Annotated in this window: 11 protein-coding genes; 5 read left to right on the plus strand and 6 right to left on the minus strand. The window is 67.6% G+C overall.

Annotation, left to right across the window (positions count from 1 at the left end):
* Positions 1-36: 36 nt before the first annotated feature.
* The 4 genes from ACWHYQ_RS08330 to ACWHYQ_RS08345 all read right to left on the minus strand — a co-directional run bounded on the left by ACWHYQ_RS08330 (position 37) and on the right by ACWHYQ_RS08345 (position 11117).
* Complete coding sequence (locus tag ACWHYQ_RS08330) at positions 37-1464, minus strand: hypothetical protein (RefSeq protein ID WP_447975227.1); 1428 nt, start codon at positions 1462-1464, stop codon at positions 37-39.
* 74 nt (positions 1465-1538) lie between these two features.
* The gene (locus tag ACWHYQ_RS08335) at positions 1539-2468 is read right to left on the minus strand and encodes an IPT/TIG domain-containing protein (protein ID WP_447975228.1); all 930 of its coding nucleotides are present in this window, start codon (positions 2466-2468) and stop codon (positions 1539-1541) included.
* Positions 2469-3015: 547 nt separating this feature from the next.
* Positions 3016-3801 (minus strand): hypothetical protein, encoded by a 786-nt coding sequence (locus ACWHYQ_RS08340; RefSeq protein ID WP_447975229.1) that lies wholly within the window; start codon positions 3799-3801, stop codon positions 3016-3018.
* Positions 3792-11117, minus strand: a complete 7326-nt coding sequence (locus tag ACWHYQ_RS08345) for an RHS repeat-associated core domain-containing protein (RefSeq protein WP_447975230.1) — start codon at positions 11115-11117, stop codon at positions 3792-3794. Before ACWHYQ_RS08345 ends, ACWHYQ_RS08340 begins: the two co-directional genes overlap by 10 nt.
* A 293-nt stretch (positions 11118-11410) precedes the next feature.
* Between ACWHYQ_RS08345 and ACWHYQ_RS08350 the strand changes: the two genes are divergently transcribed.
* Positions 11411-11950: a gamma carbonic anhydrase family protein gene (locus ACWHYQ_RS08350; protein ID WP_447975231.1), complete on the plus strand. Its 540-nt coding sequence runs from the start codon at positions 11411-11413 to the stop codon at positions 11948-11950.
* On the opposite strand, the gene ACWHYQ_RS08355 is transcribed toward ACWHYQ_RS08350, so the two are convergent.
* Both ACWHYQ_RS08355 and ACWHYQ_RS08360 read right to left on the minus strand, forming a co-directional pair.
* Positions 11873-12550, minus strand: a complete 678-nt coding sequence (locus ACWHYQ_RS08355; RefSeq protein ID WP_447975232.1) for a DUF4384 domain-containing protein — start codon at positions 12548-12550, stop codon at positions 11873-11875. The genes ACWHYQ_RS08350 and ACWHYQ_RS08355 overlap by 78 nt on opposite strands.
* Positions 12551-12771: 221 nt before the next feature.
* Positions 12772-13479, minus strand: a complete 708-nt coding sequence (locus ACWHYQ_RS08360; protein WP_447975233.1) for a hypothetical protein — start codon at positions 13477-13479, stop codon at positions 12772-12774.
* Between the two features lie 241 nt (positions 13480-13720).
* Between ACWHYQ_RS08360 and ACWHYQ_RS08365 the strand changes: the two genes are divergently transcribed.
* From ACWHYQ_RS08365 to ACWHYQ_RS08380, 4 genes are read left to right on the plus strand one after another with little or no spacing between them, the layout of a single operon-like run.
* Complete coding sequence (locus ACWHYQ_RS08365) at positions 13721-15301, plus strand: ATP-binding protein (RefSeq protein WP_447975234.1); 1581 nt, start codon at positions 13721-13723, stop codon at positions 15299-15301.
* Entirely contained in the window at positions 15301-16161 is an 861-nt protein-coding gene (locus tag ACWHYQ_RS08370; protein ID WP_447975235.1) for a hypothetical protein, read from the plus strand. The genes ACWHYQ_RS08365 and ACWHYQ_RS08370 overlap by 1 nt, the downstream gene beginning before the upstream one ends.
* A gap of 33 nt (positions 16162-16194) precedes the next feature.
* Entirely contained in the window at positions 16195-16812 is a 618-nt protein-coding gene (locus tag ACWHYQ_RS08375) for a hypothetical protein (RefSeq protein ID WP_447975236.1), read from the plus strand.
* 32 nt (positions 16813-16844) lie between these two features.
* Positions 16845-17663, plus strand: a complete 819-nt coding sequence (locus ACWHYQ_RS08380) for an outer membrane lipoprotein-sorting protein (protein WP_447975237.1) — start codon at positions 16845-16847, stop codon at positions 17661-17663.
* Position 17664 lies beyond the last annotated feature (1 nt).

The following is a 17664-nucleotide window of genomic DNA, read 5'->3' on the forward strand; positions in this document are numbered from 1 at the left end:
GCGGGCCGGCTGGAGCCGGCCCGCCGCCTTCGCTCCTCATCGGATCTCCCGCACGATCTCCCATCCCCGTGCCACCGCACGCTGCTCCTCCGGCAGAAGCTGCTCCAGCGGGATCTCCTTCCCCGATCGCGTGACCAGCGTGAGCATCGAAGGTCCGCCCAGGGCGGCCGCGACCAGCACGCGCTCGACTGGCTCGCCATCAATGAGGGGGAACAGCGCCGCGGTCGTCGCCGGCAGGGTGTAACTGGCGAAGGCGTTGAGCACGCTCACCGCGCCCCGGGGAAACGTGACGCTGACCGTGGCGGTCGTGCTGGTGAACGTCCCGGTGACCGTCGTGGCCGCGCCGAACTGCGGGAGCAGCTTGAGGGTGAACGGTACGGGCAGCGGAACGTTGGCGAGCGTCAGGGTGACCGGCACAGGATTGGTCGTCTCGGGCGGGAGCGATACGTCCGCTGATCCGTAGGAACCCGTGGGGGCGCTCGGGACCGCGACCCCGCCGACCGCGCTGATCGTGAGGGTCGGCAGGTTGATCAACGCGGGCGTGCTGGCCGCCGTGACCGGGCCGGGCGTGGCGGAGAAGGAGGCCGTTGGGTTTTGGCTGACGCTCAGCCCGGCGATGCTGAAGGCTTCGATGCGGATCCTCCCGCCCCCGGCCGGCGTCGTGCATCCAAACGTTCCAAACGAGGAAATTCCACCGGCGGCCTGGAGAGAGCCACCGGAGCCCGTGATCTGCGGGGCGACGAGACGGATGGCCCCCCCGCTTCCGCCCCCGCCGCAGAACCCGGTGCCAGCAAAGCTATTGTCGCCCCCGCCTCCGCCGTTGGCCGTAATCGTACCGGTCAGGGTAATCTTGGTGGACGAGGCCAGGACAATGGCCCCGCCCCCTCCGCCGCCGGATGCGCCGCTACGCGGAGAACCAAACGCTGAGAAGTTGGTCGCCCCCCCTCCTCCTGAGCCTCCGAAGAGCGGAAGGAGCGAGACAAACGAGCCCGGCGCCCCATAGGATGCGTTGTTGCTCGACCAGGATCCCCCCGGCCCGCCGCCGGGGCCTTGGCCGGCCGACGCGGGCTGTGAGCCATCGCTGGAGGCCCCTTGGCCCCCAGGGAACCCGCCTGGGCCGCCGGCGCCGCCAAAGTTGGCCAGGCCCCCGCTCGTGGTTCCGCTTGACCCGCTCACGTTGATCGTCCCGGCGATCGTAATGTCCCCCGTCGCGAGCAGCGTCACCGGCGTGTTCGCCGCGTTCTTGGCAAACGTCACGGTGACGCCGGCGGGGATGGTCACCGTCGTATAGTTCAACACGCCGTCAGGGGGCAATGTGACGGTCGTGTTCGCTGTTGGGCTGAACGCGCCCAGCGCCCCGGTGCTGCCGCTGTTGAAGGTCTGGGCGGTCGCGAGGCTCGTCCCGAGCGCGAGCCCTGCAAGGCTCAATCCCCCACACAACTGTGGCCCGCGATGCCTGCTCATGGCTGACTCCTTCTGTTGCTCGCTGATGGCTTGCGCGTACCTCTTGCCACCTGCTACTTGCCACTAACGTCTCGTCACGGCATCTGCACACTGGTCGGCGGCGCCACATCCATGCCGGGGCCCGAGGGCGCGACCCCCGATGATGGAAAGGGCAGAAACACACTGGTTGGCGGCGAGACGTCCATGCCGGGCCCCGACGGCGCGGTGCCCTGCGCCGGGAACGGGAAGAAGACGCTGATCCGGGTCACGCTGAACCCCGGCGCGCCAGCCACCACCGACAGCGTGAGGCTGCCGCTCTCGGCGGTTCCTGCCGGGGTCGTCACGGAAAAGCGATAAGCGCCCGGCGGGACGGTCGCGGCAACCGTCACGTTGAGCGGGAGGCGCTGCGAGGTGACGCCCGGCTGAAAGGCGGCGGTGATCCCGCTGACGGAGAACCGGACTTCCGTCGCGCTGGCGAGGTTGAAGCCGGTGATCACGACCCGCGTGGTCACCCCGCGCGCCACCGTGGCGGGCTCGATACCGTCAATGATGGGCGGGACCAGCACGGTAAAGGCCTGGGGACTCGTCGCCGTCCCGTTGGCGCTGGTGACCGTCACCGGGCCGCTCGTGGCGGCGGCCGGCACAGTGACGAGGAGCGAGCTGGTCGTGGCGGCGAGCACCGTCGCCGGGACGCCGTTGAACTTCACCTGGTTGTCGGTGGGGACACTGCCGAACCCGAACCCGCGGATCTGCACCTGGGCGCCGACCAGCGCACTGGAGGGCGACAGGAGGAAGATCCCGACGCCGCTGTCGCCAGCGGCGAAGCGCCGGATCGCGAGCAGATTGCCGACCTCGTCGTAGAGGTACACAGCGGTGTTCCCATCTGCGTCGATCACCCCGACCAGCCGACCCTGCTCGTCGTACAGGTACTGGGCCTGATCGGCGGACGCGGCGGTCGGTCCAAGCAGCAAGGCGGCGAGCAGGGCCCACACCAGCAGGCGAGCGATGGGAAGTGAACGTGTCATAACAGCCCTTTTCGGCATCGTCCTCTATCCTATGCCGTCTCGATCGCCGGGATCTCCTGAGCCGTGGTTGCTAAAATCACGGTAGACGCTTGCTAGCAGCGCTCCCAATGCCGCATACAAGACCATGTTTAGCCCGATCGAAATTGAAAGAGTGAGCAGAGTGGTACGGAGCGCCGGAGGGTCCGTCGAGAGGTCCGCCACGGTCGCGATCGGCCAGGTTGGCCAGAGGACTAAACCGATTAAGGCCATTCGAAGACCCCGCCTTGCAACCGAGTGACGATCTAGATAGCCACCGGCACAAGCAAGCCCGCTAATGCCCAATGTCTGACGACGCGCAGCCGCTTGTGTCTCTCCTTCTGCCAAGAGGACATGGGTCTCCTGTAGGCCTCGGACGACCAGAGGACCGGCAGGGAGCCGCCGGGCCGGGTCATAGGCGAAGCGGGTGAGCCCGTGGCTAGCGTCCGCGAGTATGCGCGCGTGATTCCATTGGAGGCTTACCTATCCGCTGCTGAGGCCCCTTTCCCGGACACGCGGACAATCACCACGCTCAAAAGGTTTCCACGGTTCGCAAGATCGTCCTGACGAAGTCATGCCAATAATCTGCACCCCTCACACCTGAGTAAGGGACGAAATACTCAACTCGCAGTCTTCCCATGCTGCGCGCTACATCCTCGATAAGGTTGATCTCAGTGCTCGTAACCAGATCCTCGGCCACATCGTGTTTGAATGGAAGAGGAATGCCCAACTGAAAATGCCGATACCACTCCCTAGAATGATCTGTCCGTCTCAGCACGATCACTGTGCAGTCCTTGCCGAAGAGCTGCTTCCCGTCAGCTAACCGCACCTCGAGCTCAGAATAGCCGCTGATGGCTTCTAGTTGGTTGTAGCGGCCGGTGTAAATGCGGTACTCCACAGGGCGCTCGATTCGAATGCCGAGCGCTGAAAGGCCGACAAAACCCTTTCCCAGCAGAGGCCCATCAGGGTATTGGTAGAGAATCTTGGCAGCCGAAGCTGGGTCCTTTGCGCCTTGGGTCACAATCTCGGCTTCAGAGGCAATGCCGAACCGTTGCGACAACAGCATGCGTAAAGCTCGGACCAACTCTTTGTATGGCGATCTGACAAGAACAAACACCGATGCCGCTGATGTAGGGTCTGTTACGTTCCCCTGTTCCATAAGAACTTTTTCGCCTGTATGTCGAACCAATGAGCTAGCTAGGTGTTTTCTCGCTCCTTTCTCGTCTGCCTTCGGATCAAGAAAGACCAGTGCAGTCACATTCATGTTCAAAGCACTGATGGCCATGACTGTGGCGAGAACCGTGGTCTTTATGGGCATTTTTGTTTCCTTCGACAGGTGTCGTATCGGTTAATGATCTCCAAATCGTTCTGAAACGATTGTGTCAGTTCGCTCGGCGACGGGAAGAGATCGTGGATGAAGTGTTTCAGGAATTGCCGATTGAAGCCGATTTCCACATACGGCTCATATTTGTGAATCCCTTCGTCTTCCGCTATGTGGAGCGCAAACCCAGGTCGGCACTGGTCAAGCTGTTGTTGAATGAAGCGCCGCGATTTTTCAACGGCATCGTCAACGGACTGATCAGGCCTTCTCTGGGAGTGCCAGTTCGCATTTTGTGGCTTTTGAGAACCTGTCACGAAATCAAGCACCACGCTGTCAATGGCTGTTTGTGTGCTGGTCACGGGGTCATGCCCGGTGCTGATCATGGCATAGAATGCCAAGATGAAGTGCCAGGGCGAGGCATAAAGGCCATAGGGATCGACAAACTTCAGCGGATTGTTCTCCGTGTAGACATAAAAGTTCGGAGCCCCGCCAATCAAGCGTAGGGGATCTTCGCGCAGGTAGCGATGGATCGGGGAGCCATAGTACCGCCTGCGGTAGTAATAAACCCCCGCGCCATCGTTCTCTCTCCCCGTGTATTGGAACGGATTCGCTGAAGTTCCTGTAGCGGTTGTCATGCCGAACGGCTCGTAGCGATAGCTGGCTGTCACCGCTCCGGCGTCACCCGTGAGCGCGAGCGTGCTGCCCAGCGCATCAGCGTGGTAGAACTCGTTCCCGCCGGCGGACTGCCGGACGAAGGGCTCGTCAATGCTGAGGGACCGCAGGTAGGTCGTCGCCATCGCCCCGCCGCCGATCTCCGCCACAATGTCGTTCCCGTCGTACAAGAACTCGGTCGTGACGCCGTTGACGGTTTTGCGGACTCGCCGGCCCAGGGCGTCGTAGGCGAAGCTCGCCGTCACGCCGGGGCCATCGATGCCAACCAGCCGGTTCCGCGCATCCCAGGTATAGGTGGTCGTGCCGCTGGGCTCGGTGTGGCTGGTGAGGTTGCCGTTGGGATCGAAGGTCTGATTGGGTGCCGCGCTGTTGAACTGGATCTGCTGATTGGCGGCATCGTAGGCGGCCTGGACGGCGGCGGGCAGCCGCGTGGCGACTTGCCCGGCGCGCGTGAGGCTAGTGCGATTGCCGGCGGCATCGTAGGTGTAGGTCAAGGATTCGATCAGGCCAGCCGGCCCTTGGTGCAGGATCGTCAGCAGCCGCGAGGCATTGTCATAGCCATAGGCGGTGGTGGTTCCGTTCGGGTAGGCCAGCCCGGTCCGCCGGCCCGCGGCGTCATAGGCCAGGCCGCCGGCCCGGCCCGCCTGGGCAACCTGCGTGAGCCGGGAGGCGGCGTCGTACTGATAGGTCACCGGCGGCAGTCCGTTCGCCGTCATCTGCGTCCGCCGGCCGAGGGCGTCGTACTGATACTGGACTGTCCCCTGGGGGGTGACCGCCTGAATCAGCCGGTCCCGCGCATCGTAGGTAAACTCAATCCTTCCTCCCACCGAATCCTCGGCCGCCGCCAGTCGGCCGCCGGCGTCGTAGATGAAACTGGTCGTGCTCCCGTCGGCGTACTCCGCCCGGGTCCGGCGGTTGAGGTTGTCATACGTGAACGTCGCCACTTGGCCTTTGCGGTCGGTGAACTGGGTCAGATTGCCGGCCGCGTCGTACTGATAGGTTTCCTGCCGGCCTAAGGCATCCGTCCGCATCGCCAGCCGGTCCATGACGTCGTAGGTGTAGGTCGTCCGCTGCCCCTTGGCGTCGCGCACCTCGAGGAGATTCCCGTTCTCGTCATAGGCGAAGCGGGTAAGCCCGTGGCTGGCGTCCGCGATCGTGCTCACGCGGTTCAGCCCGTCGTAGCGGAACTGGGTCTGATTCCCCCGCGGATCGGTCAGGCTGATCAAGCGGCTCACCGCATCATAGGCCCGCAAGGTTTGGTTCCCCAGCGGGTCCGTGGTCGTGACGAGGTTCCCGTCCGCATCATAGGTGAACGTCGTCTGGTGCCCCAATGGATCGGTGACGACCGTGGGCTGGCCGAAGGCATTGTAGCCGATGGTCGTTGTCTGCCCGAGCGGATCGGTCGTGGTGAGCAGGTTGCCCTTGGCGTCATAGGTGAAGGTGGTGACCTGGCCAAGCGCGTCGGTGAGTTTGGTAACACGATTGAAGGTCGGCTCATACGCGAAGCGCGTGACGTTCCCCTGTGGGTCGGTGATCGCGGTCACGTTGCCGGCCGCGTCATGGGCGAACTGGGTGGTGCGGCCCAGGGCGTCGGTGCTGGCCGTGATCAGGTTCCCGGCGCCCCGGATGAGGACCGTCTTCTGGCCCAGACCGTCCTGCCGCTCGGTGGTGAAGCCCAGGTTGTTGAATCGATACGTGCGCGTGGTGCCCCGCGGGTCGGTCACGCTCGTGGCGAGCACGGTGCCGCCGCTGAAGCGATAGCCCGCTTGGACGGTCTCCCAGGACTCTTCGGTCGGGCACCCCGGCCCCGGGCAGCCGGGGCCGCTGACTGTGGCCCCCTGCAGCAGATAGCGGTTGCGCCACTCGCCGCCGTCGGCCTGGACCTGGCGGACCAGCCGGCCGCTCGCGCCATAGACGTTCTGCAGGAACAGGATGTTCCGGGCATCGGTGATGGTTGTGATCCGGCCGCTCGCGTCATAGGTGTAGGTGGTCGTTCCCTGCTCGGGGTCGGTGACGGTGGCGAGCCGGCCATTGCTCCCGTAGGTGTACTGGATCGTGCGGCCCAGGGGATCCTGGACCTGCGTGATCCGGCCGGCCGAGGTCGTGACGGTCAGTGCGCGGCCCGCCGCGTCCACGATCCGCGAGATCGTCCCGCCGGCGCTCCGCTCGATCGTGAGCTGGTTGCCGTTCCGGTCCGTCTGGGCGATCAAGAACTCCACGGTCCCGCCGGCCGGAAAGGTGAAGAGCGGCCGAAAGCGCCAGACGGTCCCGTCCTTGAACCGGAGCTGGTGGTCGCCGCCAGGCAGCGCACTGAGCACCGCGCCGCGGAGGAAGGGATGGGTGTGGTTGACGTAGGTGCCGTCCGGCTGCTTGGCGAGGTCCACGCGGCTGTTCGCGGGGAGCACGAGCCGGTAGGCCGTCTGCGCGGGGTTGAGCGCAACCAGGGTGACATCCACGGAGAGCACCCATCCAAAGCCCAGCGACAGGGTCAAGCCGCCGACCCCGCCGTACGCGTCGAGCGGGTTAAAGGTCCGGGCCAGCACGAGCGGAAGCCGGCCCGGGAGCACGAGGTCGGTCTTCTCCGCGGTGAACAGCCCCGTCCCCAGGTCCACGGGGTCGTTGTCCTTATCCCCTTCGCGGTTGGGGTTGGGCTGGTTGCACGTGGGATTGCCGACGCAGGTGCAGGTGTAGAGCCCGCATTTGAAGCAGAACCGGGTGATTCCTACGCCGGGATTGCTGACGATCGTCGATCCGTCCTCGCTCACCGTGGCCAGCCCCGCTTTCTTCCAGCCGGAGGGCTCGGCCAGGTTCAGCGGCGTCGCGTCGTAAACCCACAGCTCTGCCGTCTCGCCGGGGGCCAGGCCCAGGTCGTTGGGCACCGAGACGGGAATGACCGCGCCCTCGGGGCTGAGGTAGCCACCCATCGGGGTGCCGAAGAAAGGCTGATAGACCGACTTGACCGGGACGGGCGGCGGCGGGACGCCCAAGCGGTCCAGGTCCAGCCGCTCGAGCGCGAGCTTGGTCTTCGGCACATTGTCCCAGCCGATGATCGTCACGCCGACCGGCAGGGTGAGGGACAGGCCGGGATAGCGCGGGTCGGTGAACACCTGATCGCTGGTCCCATTGGCGATCGGAGTGAAGCGCTCCGGCGGCGGCTGAGGCATGATCCAGAACGGCGGGAGCACGTTGGGCTGGCCAGCGGCGAGCACGACATCCGTGCTGTACAGGAACCCGCCGGTCGGGAGCGTCCCGCTGATGAGCAGCTTCTGGGTGCCCGCCGGGACGTTCTGGAGCAGGAAGGCGCCCGCGGCGTCCGTCTGGGTCTGGAGCGTGCCCAGGGTCACCTGGACGTTCGGGATCGGGGCGCCCGTGTCCGTCGCCAGGAACCGGCCGCTGACGTGGGTTTGGCCGCCGCCGGCGAGCACCTGCAGCAGGAGCGGGATCGTCTGCGCGGTCTGGCCGGTCTCGAGCAGGGTTGTGCCGACGACGGTGAAGGCGATCGGGCCGGCCGGCACCGCCCCGCCGACGGTCAGAGTGAGGAGCGCGGTCTGGCCCGCCGTGACCGTGGCCGAGGAGAACTGGGCGGTCACGCCGGCCGGGAGCCCCAGGGCCGCCAGCGTGACCAAGCGCGTGAAGCTCCCGACGGGCGAGAGCGTCACGGCGTAGGCCGCCTGGCCGCCCGGGATCGCGCCCGCCTGGGCGGGCGCGGCGCTGAGCGCGAAGTTCTGGCTGAGGGTCACGGTGAACGGACTGGGGCTGGTGCCCGTGCCGAGCGCGGTCGTGACGGTCACCGGGCCGCTCGTCGCGCCCTGCGGCACGGTGGTGACGAGGGTCGTGACGCTGGCGGCACTCACGATGGCCGGGGTGCCGCTGAACCGGACCTGGTTGCGGGCCGGTGTCGGATCGAAGTTCTGTCCGGTGAGGGTGACCGGGGTGCCCACCGGCCCGCTGGTTGGGGTGAACCCGGTGATGGTCGGGACGCCCGGGGTGATCGTGAGCGTGCTGCTGGCCGGGTGGCGCAGCGGGGCCGTGGCAGTAAAGGTGACGGTGCCCGCGCCAGTCGCCGTCACGGTGAACGGAGCGCTGAGGGCGCCCTCGGGGATGAGGACGGTGGCGGGCGCGCTGACACGTCCGCTGCCGGTCGCGGCGAGGCTGACGAGCAGGCCGCCGGGCGGCGCCGCCTCGGCGGAGCTGACGGTGAACGGCAGCGTGTCGCCGACGCGCAGGCTGGCGGTCGCGGGGCTCAGGCTCAGGGGCGGCGGGACGCGGACGGTGAGCGCGGTGCTGGTCGTGACGGTCCGGCCGGCCGGCGTGGTGCTCGCCGCAGCGATGGTGGTGGTGCCCGCCGCCAGGGTGGAGACGGTTCCGCCGGCGGTGATCGTGGCGATGGTCGTGTCCGAGGAGGTCCAGGTGACGCGGGTCGTGATGTCCTGGGTGCTGCCGTCGGTGAAGGTGCCGAGCGCGGTGAAGGGGACCGTCTCGCTGAGGATCGCGGTCGGGGTCTGCGGGGAGAGGGTCAGGGTGACCAGTTCCGCTGGGATGACCGTCACGGTGGCGCTCGCGCGGGTCCCATTGAGCGTGGCGGTGACCGTCGCTGTGCCTTCGCCGACCGTGAGGACAGGAAAGTCGGCGAAGAAGGCCCCGGCGGGGATGGTGACGGTGGGCGGGACGGTGACGACCTCCGGGGCGCTACCGGTGAGCGCGACACCGGTCGGCTCCGGCGGGGCCGGACTCACGGTGACGCGCAGGACGCCGGGGACGCCCAGGGGCAGCGTCAGGCTGGTTGGGGCCAGCCCCGTCACCGTGGTGGGCGGCGTGGTCACCTGGACGGTGGCGCTCACGCGGGTCCCGTTGAGCGTGGCGGTGACCGTCGCGAGGCCGGGGGTCAGGCCGGTGACGGGGACGGGCGCGCTAAGCTGGCCCGCCGGGACGGTGACGTGGTCGGGAATCAGCGCGACCGCGGGAGCGTCCGTGCTCAGCGCGACGACGGAGTCGTCGAATTGGGCGGCGTTCAGCGTCAGCGTGAGGCTGCCGGTGGCACCTTGCTGCACCGTGAGCGGCGAGGGACCCAGCGCGACGACGGCGGGGGGCGGCGGGACGATGTGGACGAGCGCCGCCTGACGGCTGTCCGGGAGTGAGGCGGTCACCAGGGTGTCCCCGACCGCCAGGCCGGTGACGGCGAAGGCGGCCTGCGTCGCTCCGGCCGGGACGGTGACCGTCGGCGGGACGAGGAGCAGGTCCGGGCGATCGGCCAGGAGCGTCACCTCCGTGGGCGTCCGCTGCGCCACGTTCACGGTCACCGTGAGCGTGCCGGTCGCGCCGACGCTCACCGTGAGCGGCGAGGGGCCCAGCGCGACGACGGCGGGCGGTGGCGAAGTGACCAGCACGGCCGCCGCAGCGCTCGTCCCGTTCAGGCTGGCCGTGACCATCGCCGTGCCCAGGCCGACCGTCAGGACCGGCACCGGCGCGCTGGTCGCGCCGGCCGGCACGCGCACGGCCGGGGGCACGGCGACGATCCCGCCCGGGGTGGCCTCGATCCTTACCTCGGTGTCCGTCGGCTGGGCGGCGGAGATCGTCACCGTGAGCGTCACGGTGGCCCCCAGGGTGGCCGGTGTGACCGGCGGGAGCAGCGAGATGACGATGGGCACGGCCGGCGTCACGGTCACGGTGCTCGTCGCGCTGGTCTCGTTCAGGCTGGCCGTGATCTGTGCGGTCCCCGGCGTGTTGGCGATGACCGGCACCGGCGCGGCGGTGGCGCCAGCCGGCACCGTCACGCTGCTGGGCACGAAGGCGATGGCTGGATCGGTGCTGCTCAGTGCAACGGTGGTGTCGGTCGCTTGCGCCGCACTGATGGTGACGAACACGGTCCCGGTGGCGCCTTGGGTGATCGTGAGCGTGCGTGGCGACAGGCTGGTGACGGTGGGCAGGCGTGGTGTGACCTGCACGGTGCTGCTGGCCGTCCCGCCGTTCAGGGAGACGGTGATCTGCGCCAGGCCCTCGCTCCCCGCCGTGACCGGGATCGCGACGTGGCTCTGGCCGGAGGCGAAGGAGACCGAAGCCGGAACGGACGCCACGCCCGGGGCGGTGCTGCTGACGGCCAGCGTGCCTGCGTCGGTGGGCGTGGGCGAGAGAGTGGCCGTGAGGGTGCCGACGGCGCCCTCCATGATGCTCAGGGGGTTCGGCGTCAGCGAGACCGGTGTCGGGAAGATCGTGGTGCCGAAGACGCTGAGCGTCAGGTAACTGCCGGGCTTGCTCGCGACCGTGACCTGCAGCGTGTTCGAGGGCTGGAGCGTGACGGGGCGATCCACGACCGCGACGTTCTGGTTGAAATCATTGGGGCCCGCCACCTGCACGCCGTTGAGCGTGATCGTCGCGGAGGCAAGGCGGTGGCCGCCCGCCGTGTCCCCGTTGACGATGTGGAGCAGGAAGGGCGCGCCGACCGAGGCCGGGACGGTGAAGGTGTCGGTGTATTGGTTCGGCGCCCCCGTCGTGCGGACATATTGCTTCGGACCGAACAACAAGCGGTCCGGCTGGCTTTCAGCCTGGACGGCGGCCGCGGCGAGGGCGAGGAGGACAAGGGCGCACGGAGGCCCCACCTGTCGGGCCGGTGCACGGCGGCGCGGCGGCACCCCAGAGGGCATCGGCGCGACCCTCCTTCGTTCGCCGTCGGCCTGAGCCGGATGGAGCACACGGCGAGTGGCGCCTGCTATACCGGAAATCTCTGCGGCTGCAAAGGGTCAATTATGAGGCGTCGCTCCCGTTCAGCTACTTTCGTTGGGAGGACTTAAACCTAGTTAAAAATACGCCTCTGCATGGCCTGGCGAGACCGGACGGTCCGGAGATCGGAGAGGGCATCCAGTCATCCGCTTGATTCAGGGAGCCGACTTACCTAGAGTGACGGCTGGCAGGCGGGCCGATCCAGGGGCGTTTGGGTATGATCCGGAGCTTCAACGGCATCACGCCGACGATTCACGAGCGCGTCTATATCGAGGACACGGCCGTGGTGATCGGCGATGTCGTGATCGGCGAGGACTCCAGCGTCTGGTTCAACAGCGTGGTGCGCGGAGACGTGCATTTCATCCGGATCGGGAACCGGACCAACATCCAGGACCTTTGCCTGCTGCACGTGACGCACGACACCCACCCGCTCGTGATCGGCAACGATGTGACGGTCGGCCATCACGTCGTGCTGCACGGGTGCACGATCAAGGACCGGGTGCTCATCGGGATGGGCGCGATCGTGATGGATGGCGCCGTGATCGGCGAGGACTGCATCGTGGGGGCCGGTGCGCTTATCACCGAGGGCACGGTCGTGCCTCCGAAGAGCCTGATCCTCGGCACGCCGGCGCGGGTGAAGCGGGCGGTGACCGAAGCGGAGCTGGCCTGGATCCGCGAATCAGCGGAGAACTACGTCCGCTATGCGCGGCAGTACCTGCGGGGGCCGGAGAAGCCCAGGACCGGCTTCGCGCCGTGATCCTTTGCGGATTTCGTAGGAGAGGCTCGTTTCGGTCCAGTTGTCGGGGCCCAGCGCTATGAGCTTCTGGTGCACGGTCTCCAGGAATCGGTTCCCTTCCCCGCCGGTCGAGTAAAACACGCCGTCCAGGGACTCGCCCTTTAGCAGCTCGACCTTCTCGCGTGTCGCGACGACCTTGACCTGCTCGATCGTCCGGAGGGCCCCCTTCGGGAGCAGGACCTGCATCCGCACCCCGAGCTCCCGCAGCGAGTCACTGGGGAAGACCAGGTCCTGGCCCGGCATGACCAGGTTCCCGCGCACGATGCGGTTCGGCAACAGCGCCGTGACGCTGCCGTTTTCGGCCACGCTGAAGACATGGACGTACACGGGTTGGTTGGCCTGTACAGTGATCCGGACCTCTTCGCCGTCCCGGAAACTGAGCTTGTTCAGCGAGACCCGGAGATTGAGCGCGGTGGGTTGATCGAACCGAACGGACGTGCCGGACTTGGCCGGCTCCGTCGGGAGCCCGGCCGGGCTGGCGGTTCCGACCGCCGGGACTCCGGCGAGGATGCCCATCAGCAACAGGACCAAGCGCGTGAACCATCGCTGGTTGTCAATCATGGCCTGCTCCTTTCGACGTGGGCCCATGTGGAGAGTCGTCGGGCCCCTAGAGCCTAACGAATAGGGGGAGCAAGCCGGATGCCACTCGGGGCGCTGAAGGAGGCAGCCGCTTCCCTTGGAAAGACAGGGGCTTGCCGGCGCGCTCGCGTGGATGCCCCTTCGGCGGGGGTAGGGGCGGACGCCTAGGGCTGTAAAACTTACACCCCCTCGTGTCCCTGGCCCTAGGGGGCAGCGCGTCGTCGTTGGTCCGATGGGGCGGTTCCCACCCGGATGAAGCAGATTGGGTCTTCCACGATCGCGGTCGGATACGTCTTCTGCTCCACGATGCAGGGAATCCGCCGCCGAGCGCACCATTGGGCGATCCAGGGGATCTCTTCCACCGACGTGGTGACAAGCCCGGGCCGCGTGAGCTTGGCGAGGCAGCGCGCTGCGAGCGCGCGGACGGCTGCCCGCTCGCGGGCGAAGGCCCGCGGATCGAAGGTCACCGGGTTCGCCCGGCCGTAGGAGAGGGCCGCCAGCTCCGGCACGCGCTCGGGGTCGTTCAGCACGCTGACGATCCAGAGGTGGTCGAAGCGGCCGGCGGCAGCCCGCGCGTCGCCGGCCGTGACGCGGCAGGGGACTGCATTCCGGAAGGCTTGCGCGACCGCGCGGTTGATCAGCGCGACCTCCGTCTTCCTGAGATTGTAGGCGGCCACTGCCCGGCCCAGCTCCAGCGTCTCCGTCAGCAGCAGCGGGATCTCGGCGACGCCCGCGCCGACATAGAGGCTGCGCCCGCCGGGCATGAGTCGCGGCAGCAGGACCTGGGCGAGCGCGACGCCGAGCGCCTCGCAGGGCTTGCGCTTGGCCAGCCAGAACGCCGCTCCGCCTTCGTCGCAATAGATGGGGCCGAGCCGGGCGTAGTCCAGCCGCGCAAACACTGCGGCGATCATCCGCCGCGTGCGCGGCCTGAGGGTCGGTCTCGTCAGTCCCTTCGGCATCGCGGGCTAGCGTAGGCGATCCACCGCTCGCGCCGCAACCCCGTCGATGCCGGTCCCGGCGCCCTTGTCTTTCTAGCCGGATTCCGCTAAGATCGCCCCCGCATAGGGTTACGTGCTTTCACCGAATCGGAGATAGGGGAGGCCGCGACGGCTGCGGCTGCTCGCGCCGTGCCGTTCCTGCCCTGGCAAGCTCATGACGGCTGACGCTCAGGGGCCCTTGCTGGAGGGGGTGGCACGGCTGCTCCTCCATCTGGGAGTCGGCCGCGCACAGCTCCGGATCGGCAAGCGGAGCTGGCGGTTCGAGGCGCTGGCCGCGGAGTTTGTCCCGGCCCCGGCCGCCGAGCCGTTGCCCGGCGCCGCGCTGGCCCTGCCCGGCGGCGCGTTGACCCTGGACGCCTCCCCGCCCCCGGCCGCCCGCGCGCTCCTCGAGGCGCTCGCCCCAGCCGTGGCCGAGGCCCTGCAGATCCGGGACCGGCTCGACACGGTGTTCAAGACCGGGCTCGCCCTCTCCGCGAACCTCAACCTCAAGAGCGTGCTGGCGCAGTTGCTCGTCCTCACCCAGGAGGCCCTCGGGACGGAGGCCGGCTCCGTCATGTTGCTGGACGAGGCGAAGACCCAGCTCTACTGGGAGGTGGCCGGCGGCGGGGACGAGTCGGGGGCCCTGCAGAGCCGGACGCTCCCCGTCGGCGAAGGGATCGCCGGCACGGTCGCTCAGACGGGTGAGCCGATCATCGTGGCCGATGCGGAGCGGGACCCGCGGGTCGCACGCTGGGTGGACCAAGTCACGAGCTTCCGCACCCGCTCCATCCTGTGCGTGCCGATCCGCTTCAAGGGCGAGATCATCGGCGTGCTCCAGGCGCTCAACAAGACGGACGGCACCTTCGGCCGAGAGGACCGGGAGGTCCTGGAGCTGATCGCGGCCGAGGCCGGCGTGGCGATCGAGAACGCCCGGCTCTACGAGTCCCTGGAAGCGCGGGTCGTCCAGCGGACCCGCGAGCTGCGCGCGGCGAACGAGCACCTCAGCCGGACGCTCGACGAGCTGCGCGCGGCGCAGACCCAGCTCATCCAGTCCGAGAAGATGGCCTCCCTCGGCCGGCTCGTCGCGGGCGTCGCGCACGAGATCAACACGCCGCTGGGCGCGATCACGAGCAACACCGACCTCCTCGGCCGGGGGCTCAAGAAGCTCGAAGCCGGCCCGGGCGACGCGGCGCGGCGCCTGCTCCAGACGCTGGCCCCCCTCGTCGAGACGAACGCCCAGGCCTGCCGGCGCATCGCCGAGATCGTCAAGAACCTCCGGATCTTCGCCCGCCTGGACGAGGCCGAGTGGAAATCCGTGGACCTCCGCGCGGGCATGGACAGCACGCTCGCGCTCGTCCACCACCTGCACAAGGGCCGGATCGAGATCATCCGCGAGTACGAGGAGATTCCGCTTGTCGAGTGCCGTCCCGGGCAGATCAACCAGGTGTTCATGAACCTGCTGGTGAACGCGGTTCAGGCGATCGAGGGCCCAGGCACGATCCGGATCCGGATGCAGGCCGGCGATTGGTCCGTGACGGTGGAGGTCCAGGACACCGGCTGCGGGATCGCCGCGGAGCACCTCGGGAAGATCTTCGACCCTGGCTTCACGACCAAGGGCGTCGGGGTGGGGACGGGACTGGGCCTGTCGATCTGCCACCAGATCGTCGCGGCGCACAGGGGATCCATCCGTGTGACGAGCCGGAAGGGGATGGGTGCCACGTTTACGGTTGTGCTGCCCCTACGGCCTGGCGGGTGATGCGCGTCGCGCGCGGGACTGCGGCGGTGACCCGGGCGTGGCTGGCCCGCGCGGTCCTCGGCGCCGCCCTGGCCGGCGCGGCGGGGCTGCCCGCGCCGGCGAGCGGACAGGGCCCGGAGCCGGGAGCGGTCGGCGAGAAACCTGGCGAGGAGCAGCCGGCGGCACCGCCCGAGCCATCGGCCCCCGAGCCGGCCGTGCCGGTCCCGGGCGGCGTCCTGGCGCGGATTTCCCGGGCGGCCGGGCAACTGCGGGACTTCGGCATCAAGGGCGACGTGACGTACAAGTCCTTCGCCTTTTTCCGGGACACGCCGAACGACCCGCGGAACTTCGGGAACGAAGGCATCTTCCATTTGCAGTTGGACCGTGACTTGGCCGACTGGGCGCGCCTTTCGATCAAGGGGGAAGCCCGGCAGGACGACCGCCGGTTCACGCGGGGCGCGCGCACGCGCGTCCCGGACAACCTCTTGCACCGGCGCATGGTGGACCTCATGGAGTCCTACCTGAAGCTCAGCCTGCCGGGAGATGCGCAGCTCACCGTCGGGAAGCTGATCTACACCTGGGGCAAGGCGGAGATCTACAGCCCCACGGACAACATGAGCCCCTACGACTACCTGGACGTGATTGACCGCCAGAAGCTCCCCGTGTACTCAGGTGAGCTGGCCAAGACCTTCGACACGCCCGCGGGACCGGTGGACCTCACGTTCATCTACATCCCGTTCTTCACCCCGGCCCGCGATCCCCTGCTCGAGAGCCGCTGGACGCCGGCGCCGACCCCGATTCCGGGCGTCGGGGAGAGCGTGCCGGCGGGCGTGAACGTCCAGCAGCGCATCACGCCCGGCCGGGAGGCGAAGAACATGTAGTACGCGGTCCGGCTCCGGAAGACGATCGGGAAGGTGGACGTCTCGGCGAGCTACTTCGACGGCTTCGAGTACCTGCCGATCGTGCGAAAGGACGTGAGCGGCTCGACCGCGACGTTCGTCCCCGTGTACCGGCACATGCAGGTGCCCGGCTTCGATTTCGAGACCACAGTGGACCGGTTCGTCCTCAAGGGCGAGGCGGCCTTCAAGCTCGCCGACCGGGAGGCGAAGGACAGCCGCTTCCAGGGTCTGATCGGCGCCCGCTACACGCGGGACGACCTCCTCACCGACTGGCTCCGCAAGCTCACGGTGCACTTCGAGTACAACCGCCAGGAGTTCATCTCGGCCCAGAACCCGCGCTACATCGTGACCGGGAGTTTCCTCAACGGGTTCACCAATTCCGGCTCGGGCGGCTTTGAGTTCGACTTCAATCCGGACCGGACCTTCAACCGCGAGACGAAGTTCCGGGTCGTCGGCTCCATGGACTGGGCCGAGTCGGCGAACTACTGGATCCAGTACCAGCTCACGGTCAAGCCAGTCGAGGATTACACGGTGGAGGCCGGGTTCGACACCTTCTCCGGCAACCAGACGACCTTCTGGGGCGAATGGCGGCGGAACGACCGGTTCTACTTCAAGCTGACGAGGCTCTTCTAAATCCTGGTTAACCGAAAGGAGCGGAGAAGACCATGCGTACAGGACACCGACCTCCATCGAGCTCGCAGGGATTGGGGGTGCTCGCGGTTCTGCTGGGGCTGGCCCTCGCCGGCCCGGCCTGGGCCGAGCCCACCGGCCTGGAGATCATAAAGAAGCAGCGGGACCTCCAACGGGCCAAGGATGAGGAGGAGACCCAGCAGATGACCCTGGTCAACAAGAACGGCGAGACCAAGCAGCGGAAGGTCGTCCGCCAGACGCTCACGGTCGCGGACGACCTCAGCAAGATCCTGATCCGGTTCAAGGCCCCGCGGGACGTCGAGAACACCGGGCTGCTCACCTGGGAAGCGAAGGACGGCAACGACGACCAGTGGCTGTACCTGCCGGATCTGAAGAAGACCACCCGGATCGCCTCCAGCGGGAAGAAGAACCGGTTCATGGGGACGGACTTCGCCTACGAGGATCTCCGGCCGGAGACCCTCTCTCTGCATACCTACACGGTGGTCGGCTCGGAGGCGGTGGACGGCCAGGACTGCTTCATCATCGAGGCGCTGCCCGCCAACGACAGGGAGGCGGAGGAGAGCGGGTACAGCAAGCGCAAGCTCTGGATCCGCAAGGACCTCTACTATACGGTCAAGCGCGAGTTCTACGACAAGAAGGGGCAGTTGGAGAAAATTCAGGAGGACCGGAAGCTCCAGCAGGTCAGGGGCAGCGTCTGGCGCGCGAACGAGGTGGAGATGCGCGACGTGCAGGCGGGCACCAGGACGGTGGTGACGATCGAGGCGCGCGCGCACGACAAGGGCCTGAAGGAGAGCCTCTTCACCGCGTCGGCGCTGGAGCGGGGCGGACGATAGA

Source organism: Nitrospira sp. Kam-Ns4a (assembly GCF_965152595.1).

Bases quoted from the DNA above. Each gene is read 5' to 3' on its own strand.
- ACWHYQ_RS08330 (WP_447975227.1), bottom strand. From the start codon at position 1,464: ATGAGCAGGCATCGCGGGCCACAGTTGTGTGGGGGATTGAGCCTTGCA.
- ACWHYQ_RS08335 (WP_447975228.1), bottom strand. From the start codon at position 2,468: ATGACACGTTCACTTCCCATCGCTCGCCTGCTGGTGTGGGCCCTGCTC.
- ACWHYQ_RS08340 (WP_447975229.1), bottom strand. From the start codon at position 3,801: ATGCCCATAAAGACCACGGTTCTCGCCACAGTCATGGCCATCAGTGCT.
- ACWHYQ_RS08345 (WP_447975230.1), bottom strand. From the start codon at position 11,117: ATGCCCTCTGGGGTGCCGCCGCGCCGCCGTGCACCGGCCCGACAGGTG.
- ACWHYQ_RS08350 (WP_447975231.1), top strand. From the start codon at position 11,411: ATGATCCGGAGCTTCAACGGCATCACGCCGACGATTCACGAGCGCGTC.
- ACWHYQ_RS08355 (WP_447975232.1), bottom strand. From the start codon at position 12,550: ATGATTGACAACCAGCGATGGTTCACGCGCTTGGTCCTGTTGCTGATG.
- ACWHYQ_RS08360 (WP_447975233.1), bottom strand. From the start codon at position 13,479: ATGATCGCCGCAGTGTTTGCGCGGCTGGACTACGCCCGGCTCGGCCCC.
- ACWHYQ_RS08365 (WP_447975234.1), top strand. From the start codon at position 13,721: ATGACGGCTGACGCTCAGGGGCCCTTGCTGGAGGGGGTGGCACGGCTG.
- ACWHYQ_RS08370 (WP_447975235.1), top strand. From the start codon at position 15,301: ATGCGCGTCGCGCGCGGGACTGCGGCGGTGACCCGGGCGTGGCTGGCC.
- ACWHYQ_RS08380 (WP_447975237.1), top strand. From the start codon at position 16,845: ATGCGTACAGGACACCGACCTCCATCGAGCTCGCAGGGATTGGGGGTG.